The organism is Acinetobacter sp. T_3_1 (assembly GCF_025377055.1).
GTDB classification, from domain to species: domain Bacteria; phylum Pseudomonadota; class Gammaproteobacteria; order Pseudomonadales; family Moraxellaceae; genus Acinetobacter; species Acinetobacter kookii.
On record NZ_JACHVD010000001.1, the window covers coordinates 384697 to 403895 of the forward strand.

Annotated in this window: 13 protein-coding genes; 5 read left to right on the forward strand and 8 right to left on the reverse strand. The window is 44.1% G+C overall.

Annotation, left to right across the window (positions count from 1 at the left end; genetic code table 11):
• Positions 1 to 8 precede the first annotated feature (8 nt).
• From H4I94_RS01660 to H4I94_RS01680, 5 genes are all read left to right on the forward strand, one after another.
• On the forward strand, positions 9 to 3710 hold the full coding sequence (locus tag H4I94_RS01660) for a UvrD-helicase domain-containing protein (protein WP_261181170.1): 3702 nt from the start codon (positions 9 to 11) through the stop codon (positions 3708 to 3710).
• A 63-nt stretch (positions 3711 to 3773) separates the two neighbouring features.
• A complete protein-coding gene (gene recD / locus H4I94_RS01665; protein WP_261181171.1) occupies positions 3774 to 5537 on the forward strand; it encodes an exodeoxyribonuclease V subunit alpha in 1764 nt (587 codons plus the stop codon).
• A 964-nt stretch (positions 5538 to 6501) separates the two neighbouring features.
• A complete protein-coding gene (rpsO, locus tag H4I94_RS01670) occupies positions 6502 to 6771 on the forward strand; it encodes a 30S ribosomal protein S15 (protein WP_005007057.1) in 270 nt (89 codons plus the stop codon).
• A gap of 269 nt (positions 6772 to 7040) precedes the next feature.
• On the forward strand, positions 7041 to 9128 hold the full coding sequence (pnp, locus tag H4I94_RS01675) for a polyribonucleotide nucleotidyltransferase (protein ID WP_171259666.1): 2088 nt from the start codon (positions 7041 to 7043) through the stop codon (positions 9126 to 9128).
• Positions 9129 to 9377: 249 nt separating this feature from the next.
• Positions 9378 to 10613: a magnesium transporter CorA family protein gene (locus H4I94_RS01680; RefSeq protein WP_261181172.1), complete on the forward strand. Its 1236-nt coding sequence runs from the start codon at positions 9378 to 9380 to the stop codon at positions 10611 to 10613.
• Positions 10614 to 10722: 109 nt separating this feature from the next.
• Here H4I94_RS01680 and H4I94_RS01685 read toward each other — a convergent pair whose 3' ends face one another.
• The 8 genes from H4I94_RS01685 to H4I94_RS01720 form a co-directional block, all read right to left on the reverse strand.
• Positions 10723 to 10980: a YdcH family protein gene (locus tag H4I94_RS01685; protein ID WP_092819146.1), complete on the reverse strand. Its 258-nt coding sequence runs from the start codon at positions 10978 to 10980 to the stop codon at positions 10723 to 10725.
• Between the two features lie 93 nt (positions 10981 to 11073).
• Positions 11074 to 11412, reverse strand: a complete 339-nt coding sequence (locus H4I94_RS01690; protein WP_092819145.1) for a chaperone modulator CbpM — start codon at positions 11410 to 11412, stop codon at positions 11074 to 11076.
• A 10-nt stretch (positions 11413 to 11422) separates the two neighbouring features.
• Positions 11423 to 12388, reverse strand: a complete 966-nt coding sequence (locus tag H4I94_RS01695) for a DnaJ C-terminal domain-containing protein (RefSeq protein ID WP_261181173.1) — start codon at positions 12386 to 12388, stop codon at positions 11423 to 11425.
• Positions 12389 to 12530: 142 nt separating this feature from the next.
• Positions 12531 to 12992: a DUF2147 domain-containing protein gene (locus H4I94_RS01700; RefSeq protein WP_261181174.1), complete on the reverse strand. Its 462-nt coding sequence runs from the start codon at positions 12990 to 12992 to the stop codon at positions 12531 to 12533.
• Between the two features lie 429 nt (positions 12993 to 13421).
• Positions 13422 to 13877 carry a DUF2147 domain-containing protein gene (locus H4I94_RS01705; RefSeq protein WP_261181175.1) on the reverse strand — a complete coding sequence of 152 codons (456 nt, stop codon included), beginning with the start codon at positions 13875 to 13877 and terminating at the stop codon, positions 13422 to 13424.
• Between the two features lie 225 nt (positions 13878 to 14102).
• Positions 14103 to 14978 carry an Hsp33 family molecular chaperone HslO gene (locus H4I94_RS01710; RefSeq protein ID WP_086195241.1) on the reverse strand — a complete coding sequence of 292 codons (876 nt, stop codon included), beginning with the start codon at positions 14976 to 14978 and terminating at the stop codon, positions 14103 to 14105.
• Between the two features lie 50 nt (positions 14979 to 15028).
• The gene (locus H4I94_RS01715; RefSeq protein WP_261181176.1) at positions 15029 to 16870 is read right to left on the reverse strand and encodes a monovalent cation:proton antiporter-2 (CPA2) family protein; all 1842 of its coding nucleotides are present in this window, start codon (positions 16868 to 16870) and stop codon (positions 15029 to 15031) included.
• Positions 16871 to 16929: 59 nt separating this feature from the next.
• Positions 16930 to 19152 carry a primosomal protein N' gene (locus H4I94_RS01720; RefSeq protein ID WP_261181177.1) on the reverse strand — a complete coding sequence of 741 codons (2223 nt, stop codon included), beginning with the start codon at positions 19150 to 19152 and terminating at the stop codon, positions 16930 to 16932.
• Positions 19153 to 19199: the final 47 nt, after the last annotated feature.

Sequence of the window (19199 nt, forward strand, 5' to 3'; positions counted from 1 at the left end):
AAAATAAGATGAATCATCCACAAACGTTAACGCCTATTTCCTTTCACCCGATTGTCGATATGCAATTCAAGGGCTTGCACTGGATTGAGGCTTCCGCGGGGACAGGCAAAACCTTTACCTTGTCCAGTCTGATGGTACGGATTTTTCTCGGTCCGTATTTGCCCAATCAGGTGATTGCCACCACCTTTACCCGTGCAGCGGCTGCTGAACTGAAAAACCGCATTCGGCTGCGTCTGGTGGAAACCCTGCGTTATTTCGACAGCTGTCAGACCCTGACCCAAGCGGAGCTTCAGACCAAATTAGCAGCTGAATCCGATCCTCTATTCCAGAAAGTTTTAAGCGAGTATGTCACGCGAGTGGATTTTGCCCGTGAACGTTTAAAACTGGTGATTGACCAGCTGGATGAACTGTTTGTTGGCACACTGGACAGTTTCAGCCAAAAGCTGCTGCGCGAATTTTCCTTTGAAAGCGGAAAAATTGAACGGGCCGATATTACCGATGATGCCAAAAGCTATACTTATCAGCTGATTCATGATGTGCTGCGTGAATGGATTCAGTTGCAGCCGCAGAATGTGGTCGATTATCTGCTGCTGAATCAAAAGCTGAAGTCGCAGGATGCCTATGTGCCGGTGGTGGAAAATAGCCTGAACTTTGCCTCGGCACAGTTTCAGGAAGTGCAGGCACCCGAGCTGGATTTAAACCAGTTTGAGCAACTGGTGGATGAATTTATTCAGCTGGATTTAAGCCTGATTGCTGGCCTGAGCGATTATTATTCGGCAGAGGGTCAATATCATTCGGTTATTGGCAAAAAATGGCGCACCGATGGCTTGATGCAACGCAGCTTGTGTGACGATTTACCGGCTTTTATTCAGGCTTTGGCTGAACAGCGCTGCTATGCCTTATTTGCCCCACATTTTGAAACCACCCTGAAAAATCTGACCGATCTGGCAACCAAAAAAGTTCTGAATAAATGTGCAGAAGAGGTGTTGCATCAGTTTGAACAGCACCCGGTGATGCAAGCGTTAAAAAGTTTTTGCGAGGCTTTGTCCCAGCTTAATCTGGATCTGGATTTGCTGGATGCCTATTTGAAGTTTTATTTAAGTCAAGAAGTGAAAAAACGCCTGCCGCAAGTCCTGCAGCAGAAAAGCGAAACCACTTTTGCCCAGCAGATTCGCACGCTTTCAGAAGCCTTGCAAGGCGAGCAGGGACTACGTTTTGCCAAGTTTGTGCAAGCCCGTTATCCCCTGATTCTGGTGGATGAATTTCAGGATACCAACCAGGATCAGGACAATATGCTGGCGCGGATCTGGCGCGACCAGAAGCGCTATATGCAGGGCTGCATGATTATGGTCGGAGACCCGAAGCAGGCGATTTACGGTTTCCGTGGCGGCGACATGCTGACCTATAACAAAGCCCGTGCCGATGTGCTGTCCAAACAGGGGCAGCAATACAGCCTGCGCCATAATCACCGTTCGGTTAAAGTGCTGGTGCAGGCGGTGGATGCCCTGTTTCAGCGGCAGATGGATTTTGGTGAAGAGGTGATTTATAGCCCGGTTGAAGCCGGTTCGCGTCCCCATCCGGCACTCATCGATGCACAGGGTGAAAATCATCAGCCGCTACGCTGGCTATTGCTGAATGATAAAAAGGATGAGCCGCTGCAGGTGGCCTGGAAAATTCGTGATTTACTCAATCAGGGCATTGCAGAAAAACTCTATCTGGCAGAAAAAACCGGTCCCAGATACCTGACTGAAAATGACATCGCGATTTTATCGAAAAACCATGATGGTCTGGATAAAGCCCAGTATGAACTGGAACGTCTGGGCATTCGGGTTAACCGTCCTTCCAAGCGCAGTGTGTTTGACCATGCGGTTGCCAAGGATGTGGGGGCAGTACTGGCAGCCATCATGCATCCGTATGACGAAGGCAAAATCAAGCGTGCCTTGCTCAGCCGTTTATTGGGTTTCAATTTGCAGCAATTGATACAGCTGGAAGCCCAGGCCGATGGCTTGAGCCAGTTCATTTACGACTTTGACTGCATTCGGGAAATGTGGCTGCAAAAAGGCTTTTTAACCGCGTGGCAATACTGTCTGAACCTGTTTCAGGTCTGGAAAAACCTGGTCGCCACCCAAAGCCGTGATAATGAACGCAGCGTGGTCAATCTGCGTCAACTGACCGAATTATTGTGTCAGCACAGTGAACAGTATCAGGGCGCGCAAAAGCTCTATCACTGGTATCTGAAACAGCTGCAATCTCCGGCGGAACGCGAGTGGGAACTGGAACGCAAACTGTCCAACGAGGCCGGGGTGCAGCTGATGACCATCCACCAGTCCAAAGGACTGGAGTTTAAAATTGTGTTCCTGCTCGGGGCGGATAAAGATTTTCGGGAAATGAACAAGACCCTGAACTTTTCCACAGTCGAACATGTCCATCCGGTGACGGGAAAAGTGGACATCCAGCGGGTGGTGGCGGTGAATGACAAGAATCTGCTGGAACAAGCTGCGATTGAACAGCACAATGCCCGTGCTGTCGCAGAGCAACACCGGCTTTGGTATGTGGCGCTGACTAGGGCCAGCCATCGAGTCTATGCCATGTTGCAGGATCAAGAAGGCAAGTCCAGTCATGGTCTGGCTTTCTGGCGTGGGCAAGACTTTGTGCATCCTGCCAGTACTGACGAAGCATTGCTTAATGAAAGACCGGTGAAGTTGCAGGCCAAACATCAACCCGAACCTTTGCCTTTACAGGCTTTGGAGTTTCCGGCACAGCGGTTTTATCCACGTTCCAAAACCAGTTTCAGTGCCTTGGCACAGCATTTAAGCCGTAAACAGGCTATGGATGCCTTGGCGGTAAATACCGAACAAATGCCAAGTGCTGCAGATGAAATCCATCTGCTTGAGCCGATTGAAACGACATCAATACAACCGCTGTCGTGGATCAAGCGGAATTTTCCGATGGGAACGGTCGCTGGAACTTTCTTGCATGAAATTTTTGAACATATTGATTTTAAAGATCAGCAAGACTGGCCGCTGGAAATTCGCCGTCGCTTTAAAAATGATTATCCTGGTTTATGGTTAGAACTTACTGCAAAATATGAGCAGGAGTTTCAGCAAGCAGATGAAGAACAGCTGATTGGCTGGATGGGCGAATGGCTAGCCGAGGTGTTAACAACGCCTCTGCATCAGGATTTTCAGCTCAATCAGCTGGATGAACATGAATATCTGGCCGAATTTCCCTTTTATCTGTCCCTGTCGGACCATGTTCTGGCCATCCAGCGTATCCATCAATTGTATGCAGAACATGGCATTGACATGCTGGATTTTAACCCGGCCAATTCGGCACGCTATCTCACCGGCTCCATCGATTTGGTGTATTTTGATGGCCAGCACTATCACATTGCCGATTATAAAAGTAACTTTTTAGGCACCGATCAGTCGCATTATCTGGAGGTGGAAATTCGGCAGAGCATGTCGCAGGCCAGCTACTGGTTACAGGCCGGTTTGTATCTGGTGGCGTTGCACCGCTATTTAACGGTCCACATGCAGGACTATGACATTGAAAAACATTTGGGCGGCGCAAGTTATCTGTATTTGCGCGGTATGAACGGACAGGCGGAACAGGGCTTTTATCACTGGAAGCCGGAGGCCGAATTTATACTGCGGCTTGATGCTATTTTGGGCTGTTTTGCTGAAGATAAAAGCAGCAAAAGTGCCTAAATTGTCAAAATTAGTATATTTTAAACAATAGATTAAGCTGTGGATAACTTTGAGGATAACTGTGTGGAAAATAAACAATATAAAGATGATCAAAGCGCTGCATGGATCAGCACTTGGAGTCGGTTTATTCGCCAGCAGCCGTTTAGTCATGCAGCACAGCAGGAAAATAGCAGCGATATTATTGAACAGGTTCTGGACGCGGTTCAACACGGTGACAGTTGTATTTTTGCAACTCGGCAGCAGGCGGATACACTGCATGATTTAGTGGTTTTGGCTGAAAATGTCGAGCAAAATATCGCCCCCTTTGTGTTCGATCAGCAGCATTTGTATCTGTACCGTTACTGGGCGATGGAACAGTCCCTGGCTCAGCAAGTGCTCCGTCTCAAACAGCAAACTATTCCCGCTGTTGATCTTGCCGCTTATCCAGATTTATTGACGGATGAATATCAGGTTCAGGCCTTGCAGATGGTGGCGAAGCAGGCACTGAATATCATTACCGGTGGACCCGGAACCGGAAAAACCTATACCCTGGCGCGAATTATTGCCGTGCTGAATCAGACCATGCCAAATATTCGCATTGCCATGGCAGCACCGACCGGTAAGGCTGCACAGCGCATGAAAGAAGCGCTGCAAAACTCACTCAATGATGAAAAACTGCAAGACCTGGTGACGGATGAGCTCAAGCAGCTGAATCCCATTACTATTCACCGCTTATTGGGGTTGGGAACTAGCTATCAGCCACGTTTTCATGCCCAGCAGCCTTTGCCCTATGACGTGATTGTGGTGGATGAAGCCTCCATGCTGGACTTGAGTCTGGCCAATATGTTGCTGTCGGCCGTACCGGATCAGGCTCGCCTGATTTTACTGGGCGATGCTGACCAGCTGGCCGCGGTGGACGTGGGAGCCGTGTTGGCCGACTTACAAAATGTCCCGGTTCTGGCTGAAAATCGTGTTCATCTGGTGAACAGTCGCCGTTTTAAAGCGGGGGCATTGATTGGGCAAATGGCCAAATTTATTCAAGAGCAAGAATCCAGACTAAACGCTGCAGCATTACTCGAGCAGTTTGCCAAGCAAGTGGTTGCTCCGGGTGAAATCCGGGCGGTGTCCTTGCAGGCTGAAATGGCGGATCAGATCCAGCTGGAATATCTTCCTGCTCATTTGTCCAGGCAATTTGACCGGACAGCGTATTACGACAAACTGATGTTGGGTTACCAGCCTTATATTGAAGTGCTGAAAAGCTATTTAACCGCTGATGAACCTGAGCTTTGGGTCGCTCAGGTGGTCAAGACCTTTGACGATTACCGGATTTTGGCAGCTATTCGCCATGGTGCCTTCGGTTTAGGCCAACTGAACCAGCAAATTGAACAGCGTTTACTAGAGGCTTTATCGCTACTGATGAGCAAGCAAGGCGACTGGTATGTCGGTCGTCCGGTCATGATGACCTATAACGATTATCAACTGGGCTTGTCGAACGGAGACATCGGGATCTGTTTTAAGCGTAGCCGAGATGGACAGTCACAGTTTGAGGTTTATTTCCCGAGTCTGGAAAAATGGGTGCCGGCAACCCGCTTACCGAAAAGTATTGAAACGGCATTTGTATTGACCATTCATAAATCACAAGGTTCGGAATTTACTCATACCGCAGTGGTGTTGGATGAGGCTGCGAAAAATTTGCTCAGTAAAGAATTACTGTATACTGCAATTACCCGTGCCAAAAAAGTGGTGAGTGTGCTGGCTGATCAAGAGGCTTTTGTACAAGCTTTAACCATCAAAACCATAAGAAAAAGTGGTGTGTTAGATAAAATTAACAATTCACTAAATTGTTAATCATAAATGAATAATCAGGTTTTTTGTACGAAATTACTTACAACGATTCGAGAAATTGGCGCATAGAGCTTTAGGAATGTTTTTGAGATGATTGCTGCACATAAAAAGCTCAACACGGAAAGTTGAGTAAAATCGCCATCATATAATAATAATGTCGAAAGACAGCGAACTTACAATGAAGTAAGGATAAAGAGGAAACTTACAGCCGCTAAGCCTTGTAGTTTTGGGAGAGACTACAGGGCTTTTTTATATGCACAATTAAGCGATTTATTACAAAAATGATTGGCTGAAATGAACACTATTAAATGATTGTGGTATAAGTCAAAATAAAATATGGCAGACAGGTGCGCTTTTGTATAAGTTAAATTTTTGTTTGATTTTAAGTTTTTGATTTAATTGCATAAGATAGGTTTTTGGAGTTGTGTGGAATATAAAAAATAATAATTAGTGTACGAAAATACTTACAAGTAGATACGAGAAAGTCGACTTTTTTACACAATGTTTTGTGGCAGAATCTACCACATAAGGAAGTAAAGCTTTACACACGGAATGTTTATAACGATAAACGCGAAAAGCGTAAATTATGACTATAAATAAAAGAATAATAATTAAAACATAAGAAACTACAGCGCAAAAAAAAGCCCAAGCCCAGCTTGGGCTTTTTTCTATCATGCATCCATAAGGAAAAAATCAAAATAGGCGCTTTTCATCTGTAACACAGTTTCCCCGGTTTTTTGAATGAACGTTAACAGGCTAGGTATAAATTCAAAGTAGAATCAAAGAAAGGAAAAAAATAAAGCTTTTTCAATCGATTGATATAAAAAGATGAAAAGCGGTTTCTCTTTTTGCAATCCCCCGGATTTTCCCTTAAAATAACGCACTTGCTGTAGTGATGCACGGCAGTCAATTGAGAAATCAATTGATTTCTATCAAATGTAATTTTTAAGCATCTCGGAGAAATCGAATGGCTTTAACAAACGCAGATCGCGCAGAGATCGTTGCTAAATTTGCTCGCGCTGAAAACGACACTGGTTCACCTGAAGTTCAAGTAGCTCTTTTAACTGCCCAAATCAATGATTTGCAAGGTCACTTTAAAGAACACAAACACGACCACCATAGCCGTCGCGGTCTTATCCGTATGGTTAACCAACGTCGTAAGCTTCTTGACTACCTTAAAGGTAAAGATGCTACTCGTTACAGCGCTTTGATCGCTGCTTTAGGTTTACGTCGTTAATTCGATTAAACTTATTTTTTCGGACTATTGCATGTTAAATGCCGTATTACTGAAAATTAAGAATATACCTGGCTTTGGTTAGGTAATGGGGAAGGGGCGATTGTTTCGCTCCTTCTTTGTGTTTAAAAATAGTGTATTCATACATTTTTATAGTCTAGTGAGGTCGGCTTCTAAGCTTTGTCATTTATGCAGTTGATGTGAATGCCAAACCTTAGGGGTCTCCACTAGAATAACTGTTCAAAAGAACTAGGAAAGAAAAATACATGTCAATGTTTAATATTGTTCGTAAAGAATTTCAATTTGGTCAACATCAAGTTGTACTAGAAACAGGTCGTGTTGCGCGTCAAGCCAACACCGTTCTGATTACTATGGGCGGTGTAACCGTACTGGTTGCCGTGGTTGCTCAACCGACTGCTAAAGCAGGTCAGGACTTCTTCCCACTGACTGTTAACTATCAAGAAAAACAATATGCTGCTGGTCGTATTCCGGGTGGTTACGGTAAACGTGAAGGCCGTGCGTCTGAATCTGAAACTTTAATTTCACGCCTGATCGACCGTCCAATCCGTCCATTGTTCCCAGAAGGTTACTACAACGAAATCCAGGTCACTGCGACTGTTGTATCTTCTGACAAGACAATGGAAGCTGACATCGCTGCAATGCTTGGTACTTCTGCTGCGCTTGCAATTGCAGGTACGCCTTTCCGTGGTCCAATCGGTGGTGCGCGCGTTGGTTTAATCAACGGTGAATACGTTCTTAACCCGAACAATGAACAGCTAAAAGAATCTGACCTTGACCTGGTGGTTGCGGGTACAGAATCTGCAGTATTGATGGTTGAATCTGAAGCGAAAGAACTTTCTGAAGACCAAATGTTGGGCGCTGTGCTTTTTGGTCATGACGAAATGCAAATTGCAATTCAAGCCATTAAAGAATTTGCTGCGGCTGCCGGTGCAACAGAATCGACTTGGACTGCTCCTACTAAAAACGAAGACCTTCGCGCGAAACTTAAAGAAGCGTTCGAAGCAAAAATTTCTGAAGCGTATACGATTGCAATTAAACAAGACCGTTATGCAGCATTAGATGCGCTTCAAGCTGAAGCAGTTGCTCAGTTCGTTCCAGAAAATGACGAAACCGGTATTGCAGATGACTTGAACGAATTGTTTGAAGATCTTAAATACCGTACCGTACGTGACAACATCTTGTCAGGTAAACCACGTATTGACGGTCGTGATACCAAAACTGTTCGTGCCCTTGACGTACAGGTTGGCGTTCTAGATCGTGCACACGGTTCTGCATTGTTCACACGTGGTGAAACTCAGGCCTTGGTAACAACGACTTTGGGTAATACACGTGATGCGTTGATGGTTGATACTCTTGCAGGTACAAAAACTGACAACTTCATGTTGCACTACAATTTCCCTGCATACTCTGTAGGTGAAACAGGCCGTGAATCTGGTCCTAAACGTCGTGAAATCGGTCACGGTCGTCTGGCGCGTCGTGGTGTTCAAGCGGTTCTTCCTGCAGCTGACCGCTTCCCGTACGTGATCCGTATCGTATCTGACATTACGGAATCGAACGGTTCATCTTCAATGGCTTCTGTATGTGGTGCTTCTTTATCACTGATGGACGCAGGTGTTCCACTTAAAGCACCAGTTGCCGGTATTGCAATGGGTCTGGTCAAAGAAGGCGAGCGTTTCGCAGTGCTTTCTGACATTCTGGGTGATGAAGACCACCTTGGCGACATGGACTTTAAAGTTGCAGGTTCTGCTAACGGTATTACTGCACTTCAAATGGATATCAAGATTGAAGGTATCACTGAAGAGATCATGGAAGTTGCATTAAACCAGGCGTATGCAGGTCGTATGCATATCCTGAATGCGATGAACCAGGTGATTTCACGTGCCCGTCCTGAAATTTCGATGCACGCGCCTACATTCCAGGTGATCAGCATCAACCCTGACAAGATCCGTGACGTGATTGGTAAAGGTGGCGCGACGATTCGTCAAATCACTGAAGAAACCAAAGCGGCAATCGACATTGAAGACAACGGTACAGTTCGCGTATTTGGTGAAACTAAAGCTGCTGCGATGGCTGCGGTTGCAAAAATCCAGGCGCTTACTGCTGAAATCGAACCAGGTACAATCTATACCGGTAAAGTGATCCGTATCGTTGAATTCGGTGCGTTTGTGAACATCCTTCCGGGTACTGACGGTTTGCTTCACATCTCTCAAATCTCGAACGAACGCATTGCCAATGTTTCAGACGTATTGTCTGAAGGTCAGGAAATCAAGGTTCAGGTTGCTGATGTCGACAACCGTGGTCGTATCAAACTGACCATGAAAGACATCGAACAAGCATAAGTGTTTGAGTTTCACATGACTAAGCTCATGTGAATCAAAACGATGAAAAGCCTTGAGCTTTGCCAAAGGAATTCCTTTGGTTAGCTCAGGGCTTTTTTGTGGGCAGTCATAAAATTTGATTTCAAAGATGCCAATTCAATTGTATGTTATTGCTTAACACTTTCGCACAGCTGATAATTTTATTGCAGATTGAATTATTGAAATTTCCATCAATTAGACAATAAGAAAGCACCCTAGAGAATTGTTGATATGCAGGTTTATTATTTCTACCAACATCCCACCGAACAGCATATTTTTGTACAAAAAGACCAAAATGTTACTGCTGAACCGGTCTTCCTGTGGATTGATTGCACCCGGGAGGATGTGGTGAATCGTGCGGATGAGTGGCAAAAAGAAATCTATCAATATACTCAGCTGATATTAAATGAATTTCATGTGAAAGATATTTTAAATCTGGAGCATCCCTGCAGCTTCGATACTCTGGAAGATTATGACCTGCTGATTTTCCGTAAACTGATTACCCCAGATGATGATATAAAAACCGGAGCACAAGCGCTGGAACAGCATGAAAAGATGTTTGGTCTAGCCACCACACCGGTGAGTTTTATCATGACGCCTCAGGTGCTGATTACGGTACGTGAACAAGGCAACAGGGCAGTTGAGAATTATATCTCACGGATAGAAATGAACTTTACCCGTTCTGTGCAAGAGCAAAACAAATCACGTAAAGTTTCTACTACACCTTTAGATTTGGCTTTACGCTTGCTGAATAGCATTGTAGATGGCTATTTAGATTTGCGTGTACCTTTGACCCGACGTGTAGAGTTCTGGCAGCAAGAATTACTGCAAGGCCATCGCAGATTTACCAAATGGGATCAGTTATTACAGGAAAGTATGTCTTTTCAGCAAGTAGAAAATCTCTGCGAAGAACAGATTGATACCTTGCAAGAACTGCGCGATGAAATTGTCGATAATTACCCCCATTTAAAAGGCAAGAAAAAGTCTGAACGGCAAGACATAATGCTGGTGCGGATGAATGATTTAGTTAGCCATGTCGAACGAATTCAAAAGCATACAGTTCGACTGCGCGCTTCCATTCAGGCAGCCATCGATTTGCATTTCTCTGCAATTGCCAACCAGACCAATGAAAATATGCGTATTCTGGCCATTATTACTGCAATATTTGCCCCTTTAACCTTATTGACTGGGGTGTATGGAATGAATTTTGAGTTTATTCCAGGCTTAAAATCTCCAACCGGGTTCTGGAGCATGCTGATTGTGATGCTGCTTACTACCCTACTGCTGGTTTATTATTTTTATCGTCGTCATCTGGTGGGGCGTGGGGAAAAGAGCGTCATCGATTTACTGGCCCAACAGCATCAGGATCAACACGTGAACCTGTTCTGGTTTTTAAACTATCAGCCGATTAAGCAATCGGTCAAAGAAACCATGAAAGAAGTGGAAAAACTGACCAAGTTTAAATAGTAGGTCAGTTTTTATCATATTTTTATCCAGACTTACTGTGTTTGCTGTGCCATCAGTACAGCTCAATTAAATCCAGAATGGTCTTGGCCATTGGCTGTTTGCGACAAGATTACCCTGCTTGAGCATTCTGGGACAGAATTTTATAAATTTCATCTTTCATTTTAAGTTTCTTGCGCTTTAATGAATCAATATCATCATTAATTAAATTCACCGGATTAAGCTCCAGCTGGGCGATCTCCTTATCAAGTTCCTGATGACTCTCAAATATTTTTGCGAAATGAGGATCATCATGCCGTAGTTTATGGATCAATTCCTGATGTTCAGGAAACATTCTCTTCACTTTCTTATTGCATTCTTTGGTTTTCATAAGCCTAGATTATTCTCCAGCGTTGAATTTCAGAATAAAATAACCACCACATACCTGATCTATAAAAGGTACGGTGGAGACAGCAAAGTAGCCTTAATTGCCTTTTACATTTAAGTGCTTGACCTGTTTACGTAATTGTTGCACTTCATCAATCAAATCGAGCATCATTGCCACCGCAGAAAAGCTGGCATCGAAGTCGCGCTGCAAACGGTAGGCCCGACGTGCACGCGAAACATCATCACCAAAAAATTGATGAATTCTTTCTTCTGGACGCGTGTCCAGAATATCGTATTCAAGGAGTTGTAAAACCCATTCCGGACTTTGCCCGCACGCATCAGCAAAATGCTTTAAATCAAAACTGTAATGTTCATCAATGACATCTGCAGGATTAAACTCATCAGATATAATTTCACGATAATGAATAGTCGTCATGATGTTCTCCTTAATCATTGCGCGGCTTAAATGTTGCAAAAGCTTCGGAAAAAGCTTGATAAGCCTGCTGTTCATGTTCAGTTTGCGCAGTTGGATACACAATATTTAAAACCAGGTAAAGATGACCCGGGACTTTGCTTGGAATTCCTTGGTCCTTAAGCCTTAACTGTTGACCGGTTTTGGCATTTTTAGGCACATTTACCTGAATTTTTTTACCTTCGGGCGTAGAGATTTCAATGCTTTGCCCTAGTGCAGCTTCCCAAGGGGAAATATTCACGCTGTAATAAATATCGGCCCCTTCAACCCGAATCTGGGCAGTATCCTTATAGTGAATTTCAATGTACAAATCCCCATTTTTGCCGCCATTAATGCCACTCTGACCTTGGCCATTCAGACGAATGTGTTGACCTTCTTTCATGCCTTTGGGGATTTTCACCTGTAAGGTCTTGCGTTGAACTTCAGGTTCTCCATAAGCATTTAAAGTGGGAATCTGCAAGGTAATCCGTTGGGTTGTACCGTGATAAGCAATTTCAGGATCAATTTCTATACTGGCATGCTGATCTTCGCCTTGATAACTGCGCTGTTGCTGTCTTTGCTGGTTCTGGTATTGATAGTTACTACCACCAAAACCCGAACCAAAACGTCCAAACAGATCTTCAAAGCCACTAAAATCGGACTGCTGCTGGTTAAAACCCTGACGGTAAAATTGATTATGGTCAAAACCTCCTGTGCCAGTCTGTGCTCCAGATTGATAAAAAGCTTCAGGATGATCCAGCTGGAAATCGTATTCAGCTTTTTTCTCTTCATTGCTTAGCGTGTCATAAGCGACATTAATACTTTGCATTTTTGTTTCAGCATCGGTTTCTTTGCTGACATCAGGATGGTATTTTCGGGCCAGTTTCCGGTAGGCTTTCTTTATTTGATCCTGTGTGGCATTGCGGTTAATGCCAAGAACTTCGTAATGACTTTTAGACATAAATAAGAAGCTAAAATTGATTATGTTTTAATCATTATTATGCCTTTCATAAATCTGAAACAGTATAGATCTGTACCTTATTGTTTCAAATCATGACAAAAAAAGGCCCCTCAATAGGGACCTTCGAAAATTATGAATAAGATCAGTGTTTAATCCAGGTCACACTACGACCAATCACCGATACGCCGACAAAACCACGAATGGTTAAACGCTTACCATTGCTGCTTAACCGTGCCTTGCCTTTGTAAACTTTGCCGCCAATCGGATCAAGTACGCGACCATTGTTAAATTCGCGTGGATTGTCCGGATTTTGTTTAAATCCCCAAATAAAAGGTAAACCAATAAAGGGTTTATTTTTTAAGTTGCCCGGACAGTTTGTACAGATGACCATCTTTTCTGTACCCGGCACACTCCGGGTTTCGACGATGATACCTTCATAGGTGCCATCCGGTTTTTTGCTGATTTCTACATCGGCACGTGAATAACCAGTACGATCATCAATGGTTTTCCATTTGCCGACCAATGGATCATTTTCAGCAAAACTGAAAGATGAAACAGCAGCTAAAATTACCCCGGTCAAAATCCCTTTATATAAATTCTTCACTAATTTCCCCTGTTGAATGAACTATTTTTTAATTTTAGAGTAAAACGCCTAATTTATAGCGATAAGTATCTATAAAATCAAATGATTAAATTGATGAGTAAGTCACATAAATAATTAATAGTGCTAAGGGAGTTATTTTTTAATTTCTTTTTGATTAAAAAGTATTCGATTTAGATATTAAAAATTTAAATTTTTATTTAATTAATATTTTAGCTGAATGCCAAAATACAGTTTTTTATGAAGAAATTATTATTCTTATAATTTTTAGTAAGGGAGTTTATCTTTTAGTATATCCAAGTTATTAATAAAAAATAATTTATTTCATAGTTCATAAATGAGACTTGAACTGACTCTTAAGATTATAAATCTGGAGGATGCACAAGTTTCTAACAGGACAGAGATAGAAACTTGTGCTGAATGAATAGCATGTTAATCCACTCTAATCCAGGAAACGGTCCGGCCGAGCAAACTGGTTCCAATAAAGCCGCGTAAGGTCAGGACATTGCCTCGTGTATTGAGACGTCCCTTACCTTGATAGACATGACCTGAAAGGGGATCAAGTACCTGACCATCAATAAATTCATCTGTCTTTTTAGGGTTTTGCTTAAAGCCTGACAAGATCGGTAAGCCAATCAGAGGGGCATTTTTGAGTGCTCCTTTGCATTTTTCACAATGATCAATAGCACTACGGTTTGGAATGGCATGGACTTGGATAATTGTTCCCCGATAAGCTCCATTTTCTTGCTTAGTGATGAGAACTTCAGCACGGGCATATCCTGTTTTATCATCAATCGTTTTCCATGTTCCCACCAAGTCAGGAGCTTTTGCATGAATAAAAGGACAGGTCAGCAGTAATAATAGACTAAGCATTATTTTTGTGTTCATGTGGTCAATATTTCCAATTATTAATTTATTTTTATGCATTAGAAATAAAGCATTATTTGAGATAGTTTTGCTTTATTTTGAAAGCGGATTTTACGCTAAAATATTTAAAATACAAGTGTAAAAAAACGCTATAAAAGGAAGTAAAAAATGATGTATTTTATTTTGGAAAGATAAAAAAAGAGCAGTAATTATTATTGCTGCTCTGATTTTGTTTACTTGATCAAATTAACTTAAGTGTTTGCCAAATAAACCAAAGGCTTCTTCCGCAGTAAATGTGTAGCGGGTACTACAGAACTGGCAATCCATGGTAATGGGATTCTGGAACTCTAAAGTTTCACGTACTGCTTCCACACCAATTTGAATCAAGGCATTGGCGCAACGCTCTTTAGAACAGGTACAACCAAAGCTTAATTGTTCAGCTTCAGGTAAACGCACATCTTCTTCATTGTACAGACGGTAAAGAATTTCAGTTGGTTCCAGGTCCGTGAGTTCCTCGGCTTTTAATGTCTCGGTCAGTATGGTCAGGCGTGGCCAGAGGTCTTCATCCACACGTTGCTGCTCTTCTTCACTATTGCGTGGCAAGAGCTGAATCAGCAGACCGCCAGAACGTTCAGCTGTGCTGGATAAAACGATTTTCGTTGGAATTTGTGCAGATAAATCATAATACTGCATCAGACAGCCGGCCAAAGTATCATGCTCAAGCGCAATAATACCCTGATAGCGTTCACCGAATTCAGGCTCAATATTAATAAACAGTATCGGATTGACCAGGGCATTAAATACCGTGCTGCTGTTTTCTGCCTGAAAAAAGCGTGGATCTTCTTCATAATCGGCTGATGCACGTAGCTGGCCTAGATGGTTACATTCAGCCATAGCCCATTTAAAAGTGCCAGCTGCCTGAATTTGTAGGCTGATCCGGCCTTTAATTTTCAGGGTACTGGCTAACAATGCGGTAGCGCTGAGCATTTCCCCCAAAAGAATTTGAATGGCTTGCGGATAGTCACGTTGCGCGAGAATCGTTTGCAGAACGCTTTCCAGATGAACCACTTCACCACGAATCGGGCAATTTTCAATATAAAAGCGTTGACGTAATTCAGACATAAATTTCTCCAATAGCCCGTGTTAATGGTGTCTATATTGTAAAACACAAGCTAGTTACTATCATCTCTTGTGACATCAATACGCTGATGTGCTAAGCCGCGTTGTAAATTGACGCCAGTGGGTTCTTGACGAATTTGAGCATCACTTTCAAATAAATGCTCAAGTTCTGCCAGTGCATTACGATGGGTCTCATAAATTTTCTGTTCATCAGTATAAACCCGTTGCTGTTGAAGCAATAATTTCTCATCGTAATCACGAAACAGTTCAATACTCTTATACGCATCTTCTTCGCTAATCTCTAATTCGCGTAAAGCGCGATAAGCCATACCTAGCGATGATAAATAAGTTTCACGCCAGATCTGTTCGACACCTAAATCGCGCAGTAAATGCACATGATGACGGTCTCGGGCACGCACCAAAAGTTTCAGATTGGGATAGTTTAAACGAATATGGCGTGCCACATTCATGGAGTCTTCAATATCATCAATCGCCAGAACAAAAACTTTGGCGTGTTCAATGCCTGCGGAACGTAAAATATCGGGTTGTGTCGCGTCCCCATAGTATACCGTGCCGCCATAGTTGCGTACGAAATCGACTTTTTCCAGGTTACTGTCAATGGCGGTAAAAGACTGGTGTTGTAAATGGGCAATACGGGCAATGATCTGCCCGAAACGGCCAAAACCGGCAATGATCATCGGGTTGTGGATGTCTGGAATTTCATCATAGACCGGGGCTTTTTCTTTATCTATTAAAGGAATAACCCAGCTGCTGATGATCCAGTACAACATTGGGGTGAGTACCATGGAAAGGGTCACAATCAAGGTCAGAGGTTCAAGCATGGCTTGAGTGAGTACTTTTTCACTCGTCGCGACTTTCAGCACCACAAAGGCAAATTCACCACCTTGAGCCAGGCAGGTCGCAAGTAATAAGCTGTTGCGCCATGAATAGTTTAAATAGCGGGCAATGGTCGCCAGGGTGATACTTTTGACCAGCATTAAAACGAGTGCACCGCCAATAATCAGCCAGGGCATATCCACCAGCAGTGACAATTGTGTGGTCATGCCCACCGTCATGAAGAATAAGCCCAGCAGCAGCCCTTTAAACGGTGCAATACTGGCTTCAAGCTCATGTCGGAATTCAGAGTCGGCCAGCAACACCCCGGTTAAGAAAGCGCCGAGGGTCGTGCTGATGCCGAGCACATCCATCAATGCCACCACGCCCAGCACAATAAATAAACCGACGGCGGTAATCAGTTCATGTGCGCCACTTTTGGCCACAAAGCGGAAAAAAGGACGCATCATGTAGCGGCTAAACAGGAACAGACCGCTAAAAGTCGCGATAATTGCAGCAAAATACGCCACCCCATGATGGGTCGATTCGGTACCCGCCAATAAGGGAATAATCGCCAAGAGTGGAATGGCCGCAATATCCTGGAACAATAAAATTGAAAAAGATTGTTGCCCGAAGGTGGTATTGAGCTGCTGCTTTTCTGAAAGCAGCTGTAACACAAAGGCGGTGGAGGACAGTGCCAGCGCCATACCAATGACAAGGCTGGCAGAAAGGTTTTGGTTTAAGACAAAAAAAGTCAATATGGCCAGAATCACCCCGGTAATCCCGACTTGCAGGCTGCCCATCAGGAAAATGGATTTGCGCATTTCCCACAGCCGTTGTGGACGCAGCTCCAGACCAATAATGAACATCAGCAAAATCACGCCAAATTCGGCCAGTTCCTGAATCGCTTCCGGATCACTGGCAATATTGAATACGCTGGGACCGAGCAGAATACCTGTAAACAAATAGCCGAGTACCGTGGCAATGCCAAAACGCTTGGCGAGCGGCACTAAAAGTAGCGAAGCACCCAGAAAAATCGTAATTTGTAACAGTAGCGACATCGGTTCATCCCGGACTTTATTTTAATGTCAAAAAAATTAAGCAAAGCATGAACGTGGACTTAGCTTAATTCCTGAGGATCTATATCGAGGGTAAGTTTCATGGCTGAGGGCTTTTGATGCAACATATTTTGCCACCAGCCACGGATATAAAAGTGTAATCGGGCCCGGTCCTGTGACAACAGCACCATATGTGCCTGATAACGTCCCGCTTTACGTTCCATAGGAGCAGGAATCGGCCCCCAGATATCAATCAGGTTTTCTGAAGCCTGTCTTAAAGCCTGGGCATGCTGCTGTAAAAATTCCTGGTTCTGTTCCTGACTTTTCGATTCACAGCGTATTAAGGCGGCATAACGAAAAGGGGGCAATAATGCAGCCTGACGTTCTTTTAAGGTCTGTCTGGCAAAATGCCGGTAATCCTTGTCAATTAAGGTATTTAATAGGGGGTGATCCGGTCTCAGGGTTTGCAAATAGACTTCACCTTTGCGTTCACCGCGTCCGGCACGCCCGGCAACCTGTACGATCAGCTGTGCCGTACGTTCGGTGGCACGGAAATCGACGCTGAGCAGGCCGGAATCAATATCCAGAATCGCCACTAAAGTGACATAGGGAAAATGATGTCCTTTGGCCAGCATTTGCGTCCCAAGCAGAACAACCGGTTCACTTTTCTGAATCTTGTCATAAATTTTTTGCCAGCTGCCGACCCGGCTGGTGGAATCGCGGTCGACCCGAATCACGTCGAAATGGGGGAACAGCTGTTGCAGGTTTTCTTCCACTTTGGCGGTACCGAGACCAATCGGCTTTAATTCACTATGCGTGCACTGCGGACATTGCTCGGGCAGACGGTGAATGCTGCCACAGTGATGACAATGCAAATGCTGATAAGGCTGGCGATGCACAGTAAAGTTGGCGTCACAATGCGGGCATTTGGCCTGCCAGGCACAGCTTTCACAAATCAGCACCGGGGCATAACCGCGACGGTTTAAAAACACCAGTACCTGTTCTTTTCTATCCAGACGTTTTTGAATCTCATCAATCAGGCTTTGGCTTATGCCATTCTGTTTTTGCGCAATTTTCAGGTCAATCAGATGAATCTTTGGCATGACGGCCGCACCGGCACGCTGATTCAGTTCTAAACGGGTCATTTTCCCCATTTCAACCAGCGCATAGCTGTCAATACTCGGGGTGGCTGAACCTAAAATAATCGGACAATTTTCCAGATGGGCACGGTACATTGCGACATCACGGGCATGGTAGCGAAAGCCTTCCTGCTGCTTAAAGGACAGGTCGTGTTCTTCATCCAGAATGATCAGCCCCAGATTTGGCAGCGGCGTATAAATGGCTGAACGGGTCCCTAAAATAATCGAAGCCTTGCCAGTTTGTGCAGCCTGCCAGGCTTGCAGGCGCTTGGAATCATTCAGTCCTGAATGCAGCAGTACAATGTTGCCATGAAAACGGGACTGGAACCGGCTGATGGTCTGCGGAGTCAGGCCAATTTCAGGCACCAGTACCAACACCTGTTTTCCCTGTTTCAACACTTCCTGCATGATCTGTAAATAGACTTCAGTTTTACCGCTACCGGTTAAGCCATCCAGTAGAAAGGCCTGATATTTTTTCTGCGCTTTCAACACCTGTTGAATGGCTTTTTTCTGATCTTCATTGGCGGTTAAGGGCATTTGTGCCAGTGTGACCGGTTGAGGGCGAAAGTCCTGATGTTCCAGAATGCATTGTACAACCGCCTTCTTTTCCAGCGCTTTGAGGGTCGCCGTTTCAATTCCGGCTAAATTTAAAATATTTTCCGTGGTGCCTTGTGGATGTAATTTCAGCACTTTATAGGCCTGTTGCTGTTTCTCAGAGCGTGTCAGCTTGTCTTCGGCATGCAAATCCAGCACTTTCCACATTCGGGCCAATAAATTATAGGGTTTGCCCTGACGCAAGAATGTCGGTAAGGCGCTTTGAAAAACTTCGCCAACCGGAAATTGATAATATTGCGCGGACCAGGTGAGCAGGCTTAAAATTTTTTGATCTAACAGCGCTTGGTCATCCAGCAGTTCAGTGATGGCTTTGAGCTTAAAACGCGGATCTATCGGGGTATCGGCCGTTAATTTTTCAACAATAATGCCCACCAGATTTTGCCGTCCAAACGACACGGCCACACGTGCCCCAACTTCAGCTTGCCGGTATTGTTCGGCCGTTAAGGTGTAGTCAAAACAGTCATAGAGATGTACGGGTACGGCAACACGAATGCGATAAATGTCGGCTGGAGTCGATGGTGTATTTGGCATAAATAAAGGTCAAATGGTCCTGATCAAATTTCGTCGTGCTAAGGATA